This is a genomic window from Streptomyces sp. NPDC001858, assembly GCF_053594615.1.
The window spans coordinates 151,986-168,007 of record NZ_JBSFEV010000019.1 but is presented as its reverse complement, the minus strand read 5'-3'; the positions used below and the strand labels follow the sequence as shown (position 1 = coordinate 168,007).

12 protein-coding genes and 1 pseudogene are annotated in these 16,022 nt (G+C 74.1%); 7 read left to right on the top strand and 6 right to left on the bottom strand.

Annotation, left to right across the window (positions count from 1 at the left end; all coding sequences use genetic code 11):
* Positions 1–71 precede the first annotated feature (71 nt).
* Both ACWCPF_RS25375 and ACWCPF_RS25370 read right to left on the bottom strand, forming a co-directional pair.
* Complete coding sequence (locus tag ACWCPF_RS25375) at positions 72–569, bottom strand: peptidylprolyl isomerase (protein WP_451047367.1); 498 nt, start codon at positions 567–569, stop codon at positions 72–74.
* A gap of 76 nt (positions 570–645) precedes the next feature.
* Positions 646–2,124 (bottom strand): glutamate-cysteine ligase family protein, encoded by a 1,479-nt coding sequence (locus ACWCPF_RS25370; RefSeq protein WP_451047366.1) that lies wholly within the window; start codon positions 2,122–2,124, stop codon positions 646–648.
* Between the two features lie 446 nt (positions 2,125–2,570).
* On the opposite strand from ACWCPF_RS25370, the gene ACWCPF_RS25365 reads away from it, so the two are divergent.
* From ACWCPF_RS25365 to ACWCPF_RS25350, 4 genes are all read left to right on the top strand, one after another.
* Positions 2,571–3,407 carry a hypothetical protein gene (locus ACWCPF_RS25365; RefSeq protein WP_451047365.1) on the top strand — a complete coding sequence of 279 codons (837 nt, stop codon included), beginning with the start codon at positions 2,571–2,573 and terminating at the stop codon, positions 3,405–3,407.
* Positions 3,404–5,635 carry a bifunctional serine/threonine-protein kinase/ABC transporter substrate-binding protein gene (locus ACWCPF_RS25360; RefSeq protein ID WP_451047364.1) on the top strand — a complete coding sequence of 744 codons (2,232 nt, stop codon included), beginning with the start codon at positions 3,404–3,406 and terminating at the stop codon, positions 5,633–5,635. The genes ACWCPF_RS25365 and ACWCPF_RS25360 overlap by 4 nt, the downstream gene beginning before the upstream one ends.
* Positions 5,636–5,647: 12 nt before the next feature.
* Positions 5,648–7,816, top strand: a complete 2,169-nt coding sequence (locus ACWCPF_RS25355) for a bifunctional serine/threonine-protein kinase/ABC transporter substrate-binding protein (RefSeq protein WP_451047363.1) — start codon at positions 5,648–5,650, stop codon at positions 7,814–7,816.
* A gap of 83 nt (positions 7,817–7,899) precedes the next feature.
* Positions 7,900–9,501 carry an MFS transporter gene (locus ACWCPF_RS25350; protein WP_451047362.1) on the top strand — a complete coding sequence of 534 codons (1,602 nt, stop codon included), beginning with the start codon at positions 7,900–7,902 and terminating at the stop codon, positions 9,499–9,501.
* Positions 9,502–9,759: 258 nt separating this feature from the next.
* On the opposite strand, the gene ACWCPF_RS25345 is transcribed toward ACWCPF_RS25350, so the two are convergent.
* The 3 genes from ACWCPF_RS25345 to ACWCPF_RS25335 all read right to left on the bottom strand — a co-directional run bounded on the left by ACWCPF_RS25345 (position 9,760) and on the right by ACWCPF_RS25335 (position 11,724).
* A complete protein-coding gene (locus ACWCPF_RS25345; protein ID WP_451047361.1) occupies positions 9,760–10,950 on the bottom strand; it encodes an MFS transporter in 1,191 nt (396 codons plus the stop codon).
* Positions 10,951–11,050: 100 nt separating this feature from the next.
* Positions 11,051–11,431 carry a fic family toxin-antitoxin system, toxin component gene (locus ACWCPF_RS25340; RefSeq protein WP_451047360.1) on the bottom strand — a complete coding sequence of 127 codons (381 nt, stop codon included), beginning with the start codon at positions 11,429–11,431 and terminating at the stop codon, positions 11,051–11,053.
* On the bottom strand, positions 11,428–11,724 hold the full coding sequence (locus ACWCPF_RS25335) for a type II toxin -antitoxin system TacA 1-like antitoxin (RefSeq protein ID WP_451047359.1): 297 nt from the start codon (positions 11,722–11,724) through the stop codon (positions 11,428–11,430). The genes ACWCPF_RS25340 and ACWCPF_RS25335 overlap by 4 nt, the downstream gene beginning before the upstream one ends.
* Positions 11,725–11,820: 96 nt before the next feature.
* Between ACWCPF_RS25335 and ACWCPF_RS25330 the strand changes: the two genes are divergently transcribed.
* Together ACWCPF_RS25330 and ACWCPF_RS25325 are read left to right on the top strand one after the other, a co-directional pair.
* Positions 11,821–11,988, top strand: coding sequence for a hypothetical protein (locus ACWCPF_RS25330; RefSeq protein WP_451047358.1), 168 nt, complete (start codon positions 11,821–11,823; stop codon positions 11,986–11,988).
* A 56-nt stretch (positions 11,989–12,044) separates the two neighbouring features.
* Positions 12,045–13,553, top strand: a complete 1,509-nt coding sequence (locus tag ACWCPF_RS25325) for a glycoside hydrolase family 3 N-terminal domain-containing protein (RefSeq protein WP_451047357.1) — start codon at positions 12,045–12,047, stop codon at positions 13,551–13,553.
* A gap of 128 nt (positions 13,554–13,681) precedes the next feature.
* Here ACWCPF_RS25325 and ACWCPF_RS25320 read toward each other — a convergent pair.
* Positions 13,682–14,994, bottom strand: a pseudogene (locus tag ACWCPF_RS25320) (glycoside hydrolase 5 family protein).
* A gap of 8 nt (positions 14,995–15,002) precedes the next feature.
* Here ACWCPF_RS25320 and ACWCPF_RS25315 point away from each other — a divergent pair.
* Entirely contained in the window at positions 15,003–16,022 is a 1,020-nt protein-coding gene (locus ACWCPF_RS25315) for an N-acetylglucosamine kinase (protein ID WP_451047356.1), read from the top strand.

Here is a 16,022-nt window from a genome sequence, read left to right as displayed (position 1 = left end):
CCCCAGTGCGAAGGCACCGCCCGCGCCCGGCCGGGGACAGCCCCGGCCGGGCGGGCGGTGCGAGGCCGCTGTCAGAGCTGGCCGGACGCGGAGATGGTGATCTTCGCCGAGGTCGAGCCGCTGCCGGAGCCGAGCGACTCGATCTTCCGCACGAGGGCCATGCTGTCCTCGTCGGCGACCTCGCCGAACACCACGTGCTTGCCGTCGAGCCAGCCCGTCACCACCGTGGTGACGAAGAACTGCGAGCCGTTGGTGTTCGGGCCCGCGTTGGCCATGGACAGCAGGCCCGGACGGTCGTGCTTGAGCTGGAAGTTCTCGTCGGCGAACCGGTCGCCGTAGATGCTCTTGCCGCCGGTTCCGTTGCCGCGGGTGAAGTCACCGCCCTGGAGCATGAAGTCGGGGATGACCCGGTGGAAGGAGGAGCCGGCGTAGCCGTAGCCCTTCTCGCCGGTGGAGAGCGCGCGGAAGTTCTCCGCCGTCTTGGGCACGACGTCGTCGAACAGGTTGAAGTTGATGCGTCCGGCGGGCGCGTCGTTGATGGTGATGTCGAAGTAAACCTTGATCGTCATAGCTCTATCCTGCACGGTCCGGGGAGTGCTGTCGCACAGTGGGTCTCGTGTCGGCCCTCGTACCCCCTCTGGCCAGTCAGTCCACCGGCCAGGTGTGGACGGGAGCGTTGAGGTGCATGTAGTCGATGTACTGCTGGGTCATCCGCCGCAGGGCCTCGTGGCGGTCGGCCGGCGCGGCGGCGGTGATGCGGTGGAACGCCTCCTTCTGCCAGACGGCCCCGTTGCGGGCGGTGACACACCGCTGCTCGATGATGCCGAGCAGCGGCTCCCGCCAGGCCGCGTCCATCCCGGAGCGTTCGAGCCCCAGGTGCGCCAGCGGCAGCAGCCGGCGCAGGACCAGCTCGGGCACCGGCGCCTCGCCCATCCCCGGCCAGTACAGCCGGGCCTCGATGCCGTGCCGGGCCGCCGTGTGCAGATTGTCCTCGGCGGCCCGGAAGGACATCCGTGACCACACCGGCCGCTCCTCCTCCGCCAGGGCGCGGGTGAGCCCGTAGTAGAAGGCGCCGTTGGCGAGGGTGTCGGCGACGGTCGGACCGGCCGGCAGACAGCGGTTCTCCACCCGTACGTGCGGCCGGTCGTCGGCGACGGCGTAGACCGGGCGGTTCCAGCGGTAGATGGTGCCGTTGTGCAGGGTCAGCTCGGGCAGTTCGGGGACGTCCCCTCCCGCCAGCGTCGCCCGTGGGTCCTGCTCGTCGCACAGCGGCAGCAGGGCCGGGAAGTAGCGCAGATTCTCCTCGAAGAGGTCGAAGACGCTGGTGATCCACCGCTCCCCGAACCACACCCGGGGCCGTACCCCCTGCGCCTTGATCTCCTGCGGACGGGTGTCCGTGGCCTGCTCGAACAGCGGGACACGGGTCTCGTGCCACAGCTCCTTGCCGAACAGGAACGGCGAATTGGCCGCCAGCGCCACCTGGACGCCGGCGATCGCCTGCGCCGCGTTCCAGTAGGCGGCGAACTCGTCGGGGGAGACCTGGAGATGGAACTGGGTGCTGGTGCAGGCCGCCTCGGGGGTGATCGTGTCCGCATAGGTCCGCAGCCGGTCCACGCCGTCCAGCTCGATGTGCAGATCCTCGCCCCGCGCCGCGAAGACCTGGTCGTTGAGCAGCCGGTAGCGGGCGTTCTCCGACAGCGCCGACTCGCCCACGTCCGACTGCCGCAGCGTGGGCAGGATGCCGATCATGATCAGATGCGTGCCGACCGATCTCGCGCGCTCTTCCGCGTGATTGAGCGCCGCGCGGATCTCGGACTCCCAGGCGTCGGGGCCGCCCTCGGTCAGCCGGCGCGGCGGGACGTTGATCTCCAGGTTGAAGCGGCCCAGCTCGGTGGACCAGGCGGGGTCCGCGATCGCCTCCAGGACATCGCTGTTGCGCATCGCCGGCTCGGCCCGGTCGTCGACCAGGTTCAGCTCGATCTCCAGGCCCACCTGGGGCCGCTCGGACTCGAACCGGGACTCGCGCAGCAGCTGCGCGAACACTTCGAGGCACTCCTGCATCTTGATCCGGTACCGGCGGCGGTCCTCGCGGGTGAAGACCAGCGCCGGGACGTCACGTCCCATCGGCCCTCCCGGCATGTCCTGAGCGGGTCGGGCGAAGCCGGCTGCGTTCGGCAGCGCCCTGAAGAGGCGCGGGGAACTGCGCGACCGGCCACGATGGCGCCGCAGGGAACGACGGCACATGGCCCGCACTTCCAGCGGAGCGCTCAGTCGGACGCCTCCTGCCTCCAGCGTCGCACCACCGGACGCCCCTGACCATGCGGGATCGGCCCCCGGGATCGGCCCCCGGGCGCGGACCTCGGGCTGCCCGGCGGGTCCGGCCAGGCGTGCCGCCTCGCGTGCGGCGTCCCGCGCGGCCCGTTCGGCGCGGGCCGCCCCGGGCCGCCGGGCACGGGCTCGAAGCGTGCGGTAACCCGGACAGGCGTAGGCCAACGGTCCTACTCTTTGTCGTGCGTGAGTGAGGCCTGGGAGAGGGCTGAGACGGCGCGGAGCGCCGGGGGGCGGGAGCGATGGACAGAGGGCTTTTACGGGGCTTATGCGCCCTTTCGGCGAGTGGCTTACTGCTGATCACCGGATGTTCCGGCGACGGGAGGTCCACCGCGAAGCCGACGGGGACGACCACCGGAACGGTCGCACAGGGCCAGGACGCCCCGGGCGACCCGGCCGACGGAGCCTCGGCCACCCCCAGTGCCGCGCCCACCGCCCTCGACGTCACCCTCGACCCGGACCGCGCCCCGAAGACCCGCGCGGACGCCGTGCGCCTGGCCGAGAAGGTCGCCGCGGGCCCGGAGCTGTGGGGAGCCGGGTTCGTCATCACCGGCCCGGACAGCGATCCGGGCTCCTGGCCGGTCCTCGACCGTGCGTGCGTCTGGCAGCGTGAGCCCGTGCCCGACGACGTGCTCGCCAGCATCACCCGCTACAGCGAACTCCCCGCCGCGGACGGCAAGGGCCCGATCAGGGTCGCCGCGACCGTCACCGTCCACAAGGACGTGGACGGCGCCGACTGGGAACAGGCGTCGACCCTCGAAGAGGCGCTGCGCTGCCCCGAGCAGACGCTGCGCGCCGGGGAACGGGTCTCGGGCCTCAGCTCCATCGGCATCCCCTTCGGCACGAACAACAACGAGTACGCCGAGGACTCGCTCTTCGAGAGCGGCGAGTACCGCAGCGACACCCTGGGCGGCCCCTACCCCTACGGGTGGACCCAGGCCCGGATCGGCCAGGTCACCGTCGCCGCCACCGGCCGGGCCTCCGAAGGCCGCACCTACGCCGAACTCACCCAGGCGATGGCCGAGACGCAGAGCAGCATGCTGCTCCGCCTGGAGACCGAGCTGGAGGTGCAAGGGTGACCGCCCCCCTGCTGCCCTCCGACCCCTCCCGCCTCGCCGGGTACCGGCTGCTCGGCCGGCTCGGCGCCGGCGGCATGGGCGTCGTCTACCTGGGCCGTACGGACGAGGGCGCGCCGGCCGCGATCAAGGTGATCCGGCGCGAGTACGCCGAGGACCCCCAGTTCCGGGCCCGGTTCCGGCGCGAGGTCGAGGCCGCGCGCCGGGTCGGCAGCCCCTGGGTGGTGCCCGTCACCGGTGCGGACCCGGACGCCGTCGAACCCTGGCTCGCCACCGCCTTCGTCCCCGGGCCCTCGCTCGCCGAGGCCGTCGCCGCGTGCGGGCCGCTGCCGGTGCGCAGTGTGCGCGTCCTGGCCAAGATGCTCGCCGGGGCGCTGGCCGAGGTGCACGAGGCCGGTCTGGTGCACCGGGACGTCAAGCCCGGCAATGTGCTGCTCGCCGTCGACGGGCCGCGGCTGATCGACTTCGGGATCGCGCGGGCCGCCGACGACACGGCGATCACCTCCGCCGACATGATCGTCGGCACCCCCGGCTTCCTCGCGCCCGAGCAGGCCGAGGCCCGCGCCGACGGGCTCGGCCCGGCCGGCGACGTCTTCTCGCTGGGCTGTCTGCTGGCCTACGCGGCGACCGGCCGGCCGCCCTTCGGTACGGGCGCGGTCGACGCCCTGCTCTACCGCACGGTGCACGACGAGCCCGATCTCGAAGGCGTCGACGAACAACTGCTCGTCCTGCTGCGGCCGTGCCTGGCCAAGGACCCGGCCGCGCGTCCGTCGGCGGCCGGGCTGCACGGGCTGATCATGGAGGACACCCCGGGCGAACCGGCGGGCTGGCTGCCGCGGGACGTCGTACGGATCATCGCCGAGCGGGCGGCGGCCATGCTGGCCCTGCCGGACATCGAACCCACCGCCGCCGAGCCCCCGTCCGCGGCGGACGCCGAGACGGACGGACCGCCGCCCTCGCCCGGCCGACGGCGGTTCCTCATCGCGGGGGCCACGGCCGCGGCGATGGCGGTCGGCGGCGGGCTGGCGGCCTGGGCCGCCCTCGGTGGCGACGACGACAAGGCGACCGGCTCGGACCGGGCGAGCGGCGGATCCCGGGACTGGATCATCGGGCTGCACGCGGACCTGAGCGGCCCCGGGAAGGTCCTGGGACAGGCGCAGGAGCGCGGCGCACGGCTCGCCGTCGAGCAGTTCAACTCCCGGAAGAACAAGCCCTTCACGCTCACGCTGAAGACGGCCGACGACCGGGGCGACACGAGCCGGGCCGCCACCGTGGCCCGCGCCTTCGTCGAGGCCGAGGACGTCCTCGCCGTCCTCGGCCCGACGGCCGACGCGCCCGCCCGCGCGGTCGTCGGCGTGTACGACGAGGCGCTGCTCCCGCTGATCTCCGTGTCCGCCGGAACCAGCTACCTGACCACCGCGGAGAACCGCTCCTTCCTGCACGCCCGCCCCAACGACCTGGAGGCCACCGAGGCGATCATCGCCCTGCTGACCGCCGACGCGAAGGCGCTGGGCACGAACTACGCATCGAGCCAGAGCGCCGTCGGCCCGTCCCGGCGGACCGGTCTGCTCATGGACCGCACCGCAGCCGACTACGCCTGGGAGTGCATCGGCTCCGTCAACGCGGTGCTGCGGGCACAGGGCCGGGCGCCCTACCCCCGGGTCGTCCCGGCCGGCGCCGAGGACGCCTTCCGGCCGGTCGTCGCCGACATGCTGGCGGCGGGCGCCGACGCCTTCGTCTACGGAGGCTACGCGGCCGGCGCGGGGGCCTTCGCACGCGAACTGGCCGCGGCCGGCTTCGCCGGGCCGACGTACACCCCCGGAGCCGTGCTGACCCAGGAGTTCCTCGACGCGGCGGGCGACGCCGGCGACGGCTGGGTGGTCACCAGCACCTGCGTCGACCCCACCGAACTGCCGGCGGCGGCCGAGTTCACCGCCGCCTACGACAAACGGTTCGGCGCCGCCCCCGGCTACTGGGCCGCGGAAGGCTTCGACGTCGTCAACCTGATCGCGGGCGGCCTGGCCAAGGCCGGGAAGCGGCCGACGCGCGCCGAGCTGACCACCTCGCTGCGCGCGACGACCTACGAGGGCGTGACCAAGACCTTCGCCTTCGTTCCGGAGACGGGGTCCTTCCTCGCCTCCGGGAGCGGTGCGATCTTCGGCTACCGGGTCGACGGCGGCAGGTTCCGGTTCCTCGGCCCGGCGCCGAGCCTGCCCGAGCCGTCCTCCTAGGGTTCTCCGGCCGTGCCCGTCGCCGCCCTGCGCCCGGGGGACCCGTCGGCCGTCGGCGGCCACCGGCTGCTGGGCCGACTGGGCGCGGGCGGCATGGGCGTCGTCTATCTGGCGCGTTCCCCGGGCGGCGCGCTGGTCGCGCTCAAGGTGATCCGCGCCGAATACGCCGCCGACCCCGCCTTCCGGGTGCGTTTCCGCCGTGAGGCGGCAGCCGTCGCCCGGCTCGGCGAGCCCGGCGGGACCGGGGGCGGACGGTGGCTGGTGCCGGTGACCACGGCCGACCCGGAGGCCCGCGAGCCCTGGCTGGCCACCGCGTACGTGCCCGGCCCGCCGCTCAACGACGCGGTCGCGCGCTACGGGCCGCTGCCGCCGCAGAGCGTCCGGGTGCTCGGCGCCGGACTGGCCGGGGCGCTGGCGGAGGTGCACGCGGCCGGTCTGGTGCACCGGGACGTCAAACCGGGCAATGTGCTGCTCGCCCTGGACGGGCCGCGGCTGATCGACTTCGGCATCGCGCGCGCCACGGACGCGACGGCGCTCACCGCCAGCGACGTGGTGATCGGCTCCCCGGGCTATCTCTCGCCCGAACAGGCACAGGCGGGCCGGGTGGACGAGGTCGGCCCGCCGAGCGATGTCTTCTCGCTCGCCTGCGTCCTCGCCTTCGCCTCGACCGGCCGCCGCCCCTTCGGCGCCGGCACCCCGGCCGCCGTCGTCTACCGGACGGTGCACGAGAGCCCCGACCTCACCGGCGTGCCCGCCACGCTCCTCCCGCTGCTGACCGCCTGCCTCGCGAAGGAGCCGGGCGCCCGGCCCTCGGCGGCGGAGGTCCGCGCCGAACTCGACCCCGGGGCGGCGGCCGAGGAGGGGTGGCTGCCCGCGCCGCTGCCGGGCCTGATCGCCGAGCGCGCGGCACAGGTGCTGGACCTGCCCGTGCCGCAGCCGCCGGAACTCGACGAGACGCGCGTGGCCGCCCGGCCCTCGCGCAGGCGCTTCGTGAGCCTCGCGGCGGTCGCGGGGGTGCTCGCGGCGGGCGGCGGCGTGGCCGCGTGGGCGGCCCGGCTCTCGGGCGGGGAGCCCGAGGGAGCGACGGGCGGTGAGGGCCCCCTGCCCCGGTACACGATCGGGCTGCACGCCGATCTCAGCGGCGGCGCGAAGAGCCTCGGTCTGGCCCAGGAGCACGGCGCGCGGCTCGCCGTCGAGCAGCACAACGCCCGCAAGGACCGCGACTTCGACCTCGTGCTCCAGGTCAGGGACGACGGCGGCGAGCCGGCGCGGGCCACGGAGATCGCCGACGGATTCGTGGCGGACGCCGATGTGTACGCCGTGATCGGCCCCACGACCGACGCGACCGCCGTCGCCGCCCGATCGCGTTACCAGAGCGCGCTGTTGCCCGCCCTGATCGTCTCCGCCGGGGACGAGCGGCTGACCGACGGCTCGGACACGGCGATCTTTCAACTCCGGCCCGGCGACCTCTCCTTGACGACGCCCGTGGGCTGGTATCTGACCCAGGTCGAGCCGGCCCGCAGGACCGCCGTCGTGGACGACCGGGCCGCCGGGGAGACCAGTTGGAAGCGCGGCAGGTCCCTGAACGAGTTCCCGCCCTCCAGAGGCGCCACCACCCTCCATGCCGTCGCCGCCGACAGCGAGGACTTCCGCGCGGCCGTCGACGCGGCCCGCGCCGCCGGCGCCGAGGCGCTCGTCTACACCGGAACCTCCGCCCACCGGGCCGCCCTGTGCGCCCGCGCGGTCCGCGAGGCCGGATTCGCCGGCCCGTGCGCGGCCCTGGAACCGGTGCTGGGGCCGGCCTTCCTGGCGGAGGCCGCCGAGGACGCCGAGGGCTGGGTGTTCGCCGCCGCCTATGTGGATCCGTCGGCCCTGTCGACGGCGAAGGCCTTCGCGGCGGCCTACCGCGAGCGCTACGGCGTCGCCGAGGTCGGCGCCTACGCCGCCGAGGCCTACGACGCGCTCGGCCTGGCCGCGGAGGGACTGCGCCTGCTCGGGCCGGACGGGGTCGAGCGGGGCGGCATGACCCGCAGGCTGCGCACGCTGGCCTACCGGGGCGTCAGCAAGGAAGTGTCGTTCAACAGGACGACGCTGCAGATCATCGTGGAACCGGCGCTCTTTCTGTACCGCGTCGAGGAGGGACGTCCCCGCTTCCTGGGCCGGTACGAGACGGTGAAGTGAGCGCCCAGGGAGAGCCGGAGCACCCCACGAGCTCAGCGCATGCGTGGCCGGTCGAGCCGGGGCACACTGAGGTGGTGACTGGCATGTACACCAAGCACCCGGCGGGAAGCGCGTCCGCAGGGGGTGGTGCGCCTTCGCAGTCGGTGGCCCTCGCGGCCATGATGTTCGCGGTGTCGATGACGTTCATCGACCAGACCATCGTGTCGATCGCGACGCCGGACATCGTGGACGAACTCGGTCTCTCCGCCTCCGGTATGCAGTGGGTCGTCAACGCCTATCTCCTGGCTCTGGCCGCGTTCTTCGCCCTCGGCGGACGGCTGGCGGACCTGTTCGGCCCGCGGCGCATCGTGGTGACGGGCACCCTGGTGTTCGTGGTCTCGTCGGTCCTGTGCGGCTGCGTCCCCCGCGGCGACGCCGCGCTGACCTGGCTCATCGTCTTCCGGACCACCCAAGGGCTGGGCGCCGCGCTGCTCTTCCCCGCGGCGCTGGCGGTGGTCGTGGCGGTCTTCCCGGTGGAGCGCCGCGGACGCGCGCTGGCCCTGTTCTTCGGCGTCACCGGGGCGCTGACGGCCATCGGGCCGCTGCTCGGCGGCTGGCTCACCGAATGGACCTGGCGGGCGATCTTCTGGGTCAACGTGCCGGTGGCGATCGTCGCTTTGATCCTCACGGCGATGGCCCACGTGTCCGATCGCCGCCGCGACGAGCCCCTGGACGTGCCGGGCGCCGCGCTGATCGCGGTCGGCATGGGCGTGAGCGTGCTCGGCTTCCAGCAGGCGTCGGCGTGGGGTTGGGACAGCGTCGTCACCTGGGTCTGCATCGCCGGCGGACTCGGGGTGCTGTACGTGTTCTGCCGCTACGAGCTGCGCAGCGCCCATCCGTTGGTCAAGCTGGCGGTCTTCCGGGACCGGGCGTTCGTCGTCGACTCCTTCGTGCTGTTCTTCGCCATGCTGGCGTTCGTCCCGCTGTTCTTCTTCGCCTCCGTCTACGCGCAGGTGTCTCTGAGCGCCTCGCCCAACCAGGCGGCCCTGTACCTGCTGTACTTCTTCGCGGGCTTCGCGCTCGCCTCCCAGTGGGGCGGGCGGATCCTGGACAAACGGGGCGCGCGACCGGCCATGAAGCTCGGCTGCGCGGTCGGCGCGGTCGGCTTCGCGCTCTGGGCGGGCAAGCTGACCGATCTGTCCATGCACGACCAGTGGCCCTACGCCGCTCTCGCGGGGGCCGGAATCGGCTTCATCCTCGCGCCCGCCTCGACGGACGCCGTCAACCGGGCGATCGACGCCTCGTACGGCGAGGTCACCGGCATCACCCAGACGGTCCGCAACTACGCCGCCAGCGTCGGCCTGGCGCTCTTCGGCACGATGCTGACCCACTCCATGACCGACCACGTCAGGGACACGCTGGAGTCGCGCGGAGTGCCGTCCGGGGCGGCGGGCGACGCGGCCAGGGGCGTCGCGGAGGCGGTCACCGGCACTGCCGACGACCAGCAGTTCAGCGGCGGCGGCGCGGTCGCGGACACCGTGCGGGAGTCGATGTCCGCGATCCGCATGGACTTCGCCGAGGCCAACCAGTGGGTGTTCTACGGCATGGCCGTCGCGCTGGGCATCGGTTTCCTGGGCGCGCTCCGGCATCCCGGCGGTGCGGCGCGGTCCGAGGAGACATCGGAGGACTTGCGCGTCCGTCGCTGAGCGGCCCGTTGCTGAGCCGCGCGTCGCTGAGCCGGGGAAGCCGGACGGCCGCCCCGGCTCCCGTGCCTCAGCGGCTGCGCAGTGCGCTGGTGGTGAAGAATCCCATGGCTGCGGCGCTGACCAGGGCGCAGACGGCGAGGAGAGCGGTACGTCGCATCGAAGGGCCTTTCCGGTGATGAAGGATGGGTTCTGCTCAACGCCCGTCGGCCTCGCCCCGCTTCGTCCGCGGGCCGAACCCACCCGTACGGCTGCGGGTGTTCACCTGCCTGCCGGTACCGGCCGCCGCAGCAGATAGGCGGCGGCGATCGAGACGAGGACGGCCATGCACGCGATGAACACCAGCCCGGCGCCCTCCAGACCCATGGGTTCCGCCAGTACGCCCACCCCGATCACGGGCACCGAGATGCCGGTGTAGGCCACCACGAAGAGCGTCGAGATCACCGCCGCGCGCCGGTCCGGCGGCGAGGCCCCGGCCACCGCGGCCAGCGCCCCGCGAAACGCCAGCCCCTGCCCGACCCCGCCGACGATCGCGCTGAGCACGACCAGCGTCAGCGAGTCCTGGTGCAGCGCGCCCGCGAGCAGTGCCAGTCCGGCCAGCAGCGCGGCGCAGCCCAGCGGCAGCGAACGCCCGAACCCGACCCGGCCGACGGCCAGTTGACCGGCCGTCGAGGAGAAGAAGGCCAGCGCGACGACCAGACCGCTCACGGCGTGGTTGCGCACGTCCAGGGACTGGGCGAGGAACGCGGGGCTGACCGAGGTGAACACGCCGAACAGCGCGAACCCCACGAACGAGGCGATCGCGGCGGGCCCGAACACCGGGCGCACCGGTGCGGGCAGGCCGGGCCGCTGCGGTCGGACCGTGCGCAGCGGTCTGAGGTCGTGCACGGTCTCCGGCAGCCGCAGCACGACGAGGACCGAGCAGGCGACCAGGGCGAGATGCACGACGAACGGCAGATACAGCGGCCAGGGGGCGTACTGGGCGAGCACCCCGGCGAGCAGCGGACCGCAGCCCAGGCCGCCCATGTTGGCGGCGGTCGCCACGAACGTGGCCCGGGAGGCGCCGCCGGGCGGGGCCAGGTCCATCACATAGGCCGTGGCGGCGCCGGTGAACAGACCGGCGGACAGCCCCGACAGCAGCCGTCCCGCGTACAGCCAGCCGAGCCCGGTGGCGGACAGGAAGCAGACGGCGCTCGCCGCCGCGCAGCCCAGGCCCCACAGCAGCACGGACCGTCGGCCCACGGTGTCCGAGGCGTTGCCCGCGAGCAGCAGCACGCCGATGACCCCGAAGGCGTACACCGCGTAGACGACGGTGACCGTCAGCTCGGAGAAGCCGAACTTCTCCTGGTAGAGGCTGTAGAGGGGGGTCGGCAGCGTGGTGCCGGCCATGCACACGGCGAACACGGCCCCGCCCAGCAGACAGGGGAGCCACCCTCGGCGATCAGGGTCCATGGCGGCGACAGTAAACGCCGTGCGCGGGCCCGGCCGGGTCCCCGTCCGCCCGGCGAGTCGGGCCGGTGAGTCGGGCCGGTGCGGCCGGTGTCCGGTGGGGTCAGGCCACGGACCAGTCCCGCAGTCGGCGGGCGATGCGGGCGACGCCGAGGGCTCCGGAGGCGGCGTCGCGCACCAGGGCGACGGCCTCCTTGGGCGGGTAGTCGAGCCTGCGGGCGTTGAGGAACAGATAGGCCTCGGTGGCGTGCCAGGCGAAGGCGTCGTTCGAGTGCTCCAGACACGGCAGTCGCGCCAGGGTCTGCAGCAGGGCCCCCGCCTTCAGGTGCGCCGAACCGTAGATCTCGTGCTCCAGCGCCCGCGCGTTGACGCGCGCGACCGCCGCGTACAGCGGACCGTAGTCGTCGACCTGGGGATCGCCGTCGAGCAGCTCGGCGGCGTGCAGCAGGAACGTCACGTCCAGCGGGTGGTCCGGCTGGGTCACGCCGCGTGCCCTCGCTCCTGGTGCTCGAGGTCCTGCCGCGCCTGCCGTTCGGCGGCGCGCTCCTCGGCGCGCGGGTCCGCCGCGCCGGGCTCGGCCGCGAACGCCGCCCCGCTGCGGGCCATGGACTCCTTGAAGCCCTCCAGGAACCGGCCTTCGACCGCGGTCGCGCGCGCGTAGGCGGCCGAGAGGATGTACTCCTGCAGACTCACCCCCTCCTGCTTCGCGGCCGCGGCGATGGCGGCCCGCTGCTCGGGGTCGGGGAAACGCAGATTCATGGCCTTGGGCTCCGACATGCCACCCACGGTACCAGTGGTACCGCGAGCGGCACACGGTCCGTTTCCGCTCAGCCGGCGAGTCGGTCAGGCTGACGGGATCATCCCCTTTGCGGCATGGACGCCCGGCCGGCCTCCGAGGCTGCGGGTGCGGGGCCGCCGTGGTGCCGGCTCACGGTGATTCCCCCGTACACGCTGAAGATCAGGTCCGGCTTGAGCGCGGCGATCTTCTCGACCTGCGGGCCGGTGCCGGTGTCCGAGACGCTTCAGTCCTCGGTTTTTTGAATCGCTCATCCATGAAATTATTGACTTTCGGCTTGCTGAGCCAGAGGATTCCGGAGGTGACGCACTCCGCCTCCGGGCCCGCCGGCCCGGCACTTCCCGCGGCCCTCGACGAGGCGGCCCACCGCTGCCTCGTCGCCGGCTTCGACGGCACGACGACCGTCCCCGACCCCCTGAAACGGCTCATCGACCGTGGACTGGGCGGGGTCATCCTGTTCACCCGCAACATCCGCGACGCCGACCAGGTCCGCGAACTCACCGGCACCCTGCGGAACCTGCGACCGGACCTGATCGTCGCCATCGACAACGAAGGCGGCGGCATCGGACACCTCGTCGCCGCGGGCGCACCCGAGGTACCGGGCTCCTGGGCGCTCGGCGTCGCCGACGACCCGGCGCTCACCGCCGCCTGCGCCGACGCCCTGGCCGGGCACCTGCTCTCGCTCGGCATCACCGCGTCCTACGCGCCCGTGGCCGACGTCCAGAGCCGGCCCGAGAACCCGATCGTGCGCACCCGCGCCTTCGGCGCCGACCCCGAGCTGGTCTCCCGGCAGCTGCGGGCCTGGATCGCGGCCACCGAGGCGCGCGGGGTGGCCTCCTGCGCCAAGCACTTCCCCGGCCACGGCGGGACCGTCACCGACAGCCACCATGAACTCGCGGTCGACCCGCGGCCGTACGACCGGCTCGACCTCGCGCCGTTCCGGGCGGCCGTCGAGGCGGGGGTGCCCATGCTGATGAGCGCCCATGTCGTCTTCCCGGCCCTCGACCCGGACCGGCCCGCCACCCTCAGTCCGCGCATCCTCTCCGAGCTGCTGCGCGGCGAACTCGGCTTCGACGGCGTCCTGGTGAGCGACGCGCTGGAGATGAAGGCCATCGCCGACCGCTACGGCGAGGCGGCCGGCGCACGGCTCGCACTTGCGGCGGGCGCCGACCAGGTCATCGTCGCCGTCCCGGACCTGGAGGTCACCCTCGCCTGCCGGGACGCCGTGCTCGACGCCCTGCGGTCCGGCGAGCTGGACCCCGAGCGGGTGACCGAGGCCGCGGACCGGGTACGGCGGCTCGCGCTGCGCTACGCGGTGCTGCCGTGCCGCCCGGACGACGTGGCCGCGTGGGACGAGGAGGCCGGGCTGACGGCGGCGCGAGCGGCCGTGCGCGGCGCGGGGTCCCTGCCCGTGCCGGTGCGCGGCGCCCATGTCGTCGACTGCTTCCCGCCCCCGCACCCCGCCCTCAACTGGGGCGGCGAGGACCTCCTGACCGCCGTCCACGCCCTCGACCCGACGGCCACGGGGACGCCGGTCGCCGGGGAACCGAAGGACGCCGAGCACGCCGAGGGCCTCGTGCGGGAGGTGCTGCGGGCGGCGCAGGGGCGGCCGTTGGCCGTCGCCGTGTGCGACGCGGAGCTCTATCCGTGGCAGCGGCGGCTGCGCGACGTGCTGCTGGCCGCACGGCCGGACGCGGTGCTCCTCTCCACCGGACTGCCCGAGCCGGGCGGCCGCGCGCTGTGTTCGTACGGAAGGGGACGGGTGAACCTGCGCGCCCTCGCGGAGGTCCTGGTCGGCGCGACCGGCTGAGCGGGTCGGGCGACTTCGGCTGCGGTTGGGCAGTGCCCTGAAGGGGCGCGGGGAACTGCGCGACCAGCCACGATGGCGCCGCAGCGGAACGACGGCACATCGCGGCACTTCCAGCGGAGCGCTTAGGCTCAGGCCTTGAGCAGCTCCGTGATGCCGCGGGACGCCAGGTGGGACGGGTCCTGGGCGTGTTCGGCCAGGACCACCGCCGGGCGGACGCCCTCCTGGCGGAGCCGCATCCAGGCCTCGAAGAACGCGCCGCCCGGACCGGAGACCGAGCGCGTGGCCGGGGTGCAGTCCAGGACCAGGGCCGTGGCGCGCGGCGGCGCGGGGGCGGGCGCGGCGCGCAGCTCGGCCACCGTGGCGGACAGGGCGTCCGCGATCGGCTTGGGGCGGCCCGTGGAGTCGAACAGGCCCAGCGTGTACTCGAGCTCCGGGAAGTCGGCCAGGGCGCGGTCCACGTCGTGCGAGCACCACCAGGTGACGCCCCACAGCCGCGCGCAGCCGGCCGCGTTGCGCAGCGTCGCGCGGGCGAACTCGGGGGCGTCGGCCGCCGGGATGTGCGGCTCGGGCGCCCCCGTCTCCTGGACCCAGACCGGGCGGGCCGGATCGGTGGCGTAGGCGGCCGCCAGTTCCGTGCCGTACTCCGCGAGGTGGTGCACCTGCGGGGAGCGCGGGCCGTAGCGGCCGGCGCAGTCGGCGGAGAACACCCAGGGGTGGACGGTGGTCAGATCGCCCTTGCGGGCCGAGGCCTCGGGGGTGAACGGGTGGTCGTCGCCGTACCAGGCGGCGTCGTACGCGGAGTGGGTGACCAGCCCGGCGGCCGTGCCCAGCCCGTCCCGGGCGGCGGCCAGCAGGGTGTCCAGGTAGTGGTCCACCTCGGCCGGCGACACCGGGTTGTGCTCGACCAGGTTGTTGAGCTCGTTGCCGAGCTGCAGACCGATGAGGCGGGGGTGGCCCGACAGGGCGCGGCCCAGCGTGCGCAGCAGCAGCGCCTGCGCCTCGATCGCCTCGGGGTCGGTGAACACGTTGCGGTGGTGCCAGCTGCGCGTCCACTCCGGGTAGAAGTCGAAGCTCGACAGATGGCCCTGGACGCCGTCCACCAGGACGTCGAGCCCGCACTCGCCCGCCAGGTCCACCAGGCGGACGAGCTGGTCCACGGCCGAGGCGCGCACCAGGGTGCGGTTGGGCTGGAGCAGCGGCCACAGATGGAACACCCGGATGTGGTCCAGGCCCAGCCCGGCGATTTGCGCCAGGTCCTCGCGCGCGAGGCCGGGGTCGAAGTCGTGCCAGGCGTGGAACCAGCCCCGGCGTGGGGTGTAGTTGACACCGAAGCGGAGCGCGGGTGCGGGCGGTGGCGTGTCGATGGGGTCCTCCTCGCGAGACGGACTCGGCCGGGCCCTGCTCGGCGGGCCTTGTCGGATGCGAATGTATCAACCACCATGGGGAGCAATGAATAGTGATTTGAACCAGGCTTTGGTGGTCGGCCTCGACGCCGGCGGCACCCGTACCCGGGCCGTCCTGGCGGACCTGGCCGACGGCCGCGCGCTGGGCGAGGGCACGGCCGGACCCGGCAACGCGCTCACCGTGGCCGGTCCGGAGCTCGCCGACCACCTCACCGAGGCGCTCGCGGCCGCCGTGCCCGCACCCCTGCGCGACCGGGTGGCGGCGGTGGCGGGCGGTTTCGCCGGCGCCGGCCATCAGGGCCAGGGCGCGGACGAGCCCGGCCGGGTGCGCGCCCACCTCGCCCTGACCACCGCACTGGCCCGGCTGGGCATCGCCGCCGGGGCCGAGGTCCACAGCGACATCGAGATCGCCTTCGCCGCCGCCCCGGGGCACCCCGCCGACGGCCTGCTCCTGGTGGCCGGCACCGGCGCGGTCGCGGCCCGGATGGACGCCCGGGCGCCGGCCGTGACCTCCGGCGGCGACGGCTGGCTCCTGGGGGACGACGGCAGCGGTTTCTGGATCGGCCGCTCGGCCGTGCGCTCGGCCCTGCGGGCGGCCGACGGCCGGGGCGCGCCCACCGTCCTCGTCCGCGCCGTGGGCCGGGAACTCGGGCTGCCGCCGGGCGTCCTGCCCCCGGAGGGCTACGGCCGCGCCGACGCCGTCGGCTGGATCGCGACCCTGCGCACCGCCTACCGGGCGCATCTGCTGCCCGCGGTGATGGACCAGCCGCCGGTACGGCTCGCCGACCACGCCCCGCTGGTCGTGGCGGCGGCCGAGGACAAGGACGCCGTGGCCGGGGAGATCCTGCGCGAGGCCGCCCGTCTGCTCGCCCAGACCGTCACGGCACTGGGGCCCCGGCCGGGCGAACCCCTGGTCGTCACCGGCGGGCTGCTCGCCCCCGACGGCCCTCTGCTGGCCCCGCTGGCCGACCACCTGGCCCCGCTCTCGCTCACCGTCACCCCGGTGTCGGACGGCGCGCCCGGAGCGGTCGCCCTGGCCCGCCTCGCCCACGGCACGGGGCGCTGA

What these genes read in the sequence shown, in the direction of transcription:
- ACWCPF_RS25375 (WP_451047367.1), bottom strand. Translation starts at nt 569, where the DNA reads ATGACGATCAAGGTTTACTTCGACATCACCATCAACGACGCGCCCGCC.
- ACWCPF_RS25370 (WP_451047366.1), bottom strand. Translation starts at nt 2,124, where the DNA reads ATGGGACGTGACGTCCCGGCGCTGGTCTTCACCCGCGAGGACCGCCGC.
- ACWCPF_RS25365 (WP_451047365.1), top strand. Translation starts at nt 2,571, where the DNA reads ATGGACAGAGGGCTTTTACGGGGCTTATGCGCCCTTTCGGCGAGTGGC.
- ACWCPF_RS25350 (WP_451047362.1), top strand. Translation starts at nt 7,900, where the DNA reads ATGTACACCAAGCACCCGGCGGGAAGCGCGTCCGCAGGGGGTGGTGCG.
- ACWCPF_RS25345 (WP_451047361.1), bottom strand. Translation starts at nt 10,950, where the DNA reads ATGGACCCTGATCGCCGAGGGTGGCTCCCCTGTCTGCTGGGCGGGGCC.
- ACWCPF_RS25335 (WP_451047359.1), bottom strand. Translation starts at nt 11,724, where the DNA reads ATGTCGGAGCCCAAGGCCATGAATCTGCGTTTCCCCGACCCCGAGCAG.
- ACWCPF_RS25330 (WP_451047358.1), top strand. Translation starts at nt 11,821, where the DNA reads ATGGACGCCCGGCCGGCCTCCGAGGCTGCGGGTGCGGGGCCGCCGTGG.
- ACWCPF_RS25315 (WP_451047356.1), top strand. Translation starts at nt 15,003, where the DNA reads ATGAATAGTGATTTGAACCAGGCTTTGGTGGTCGGCCTCGACGCCGGC.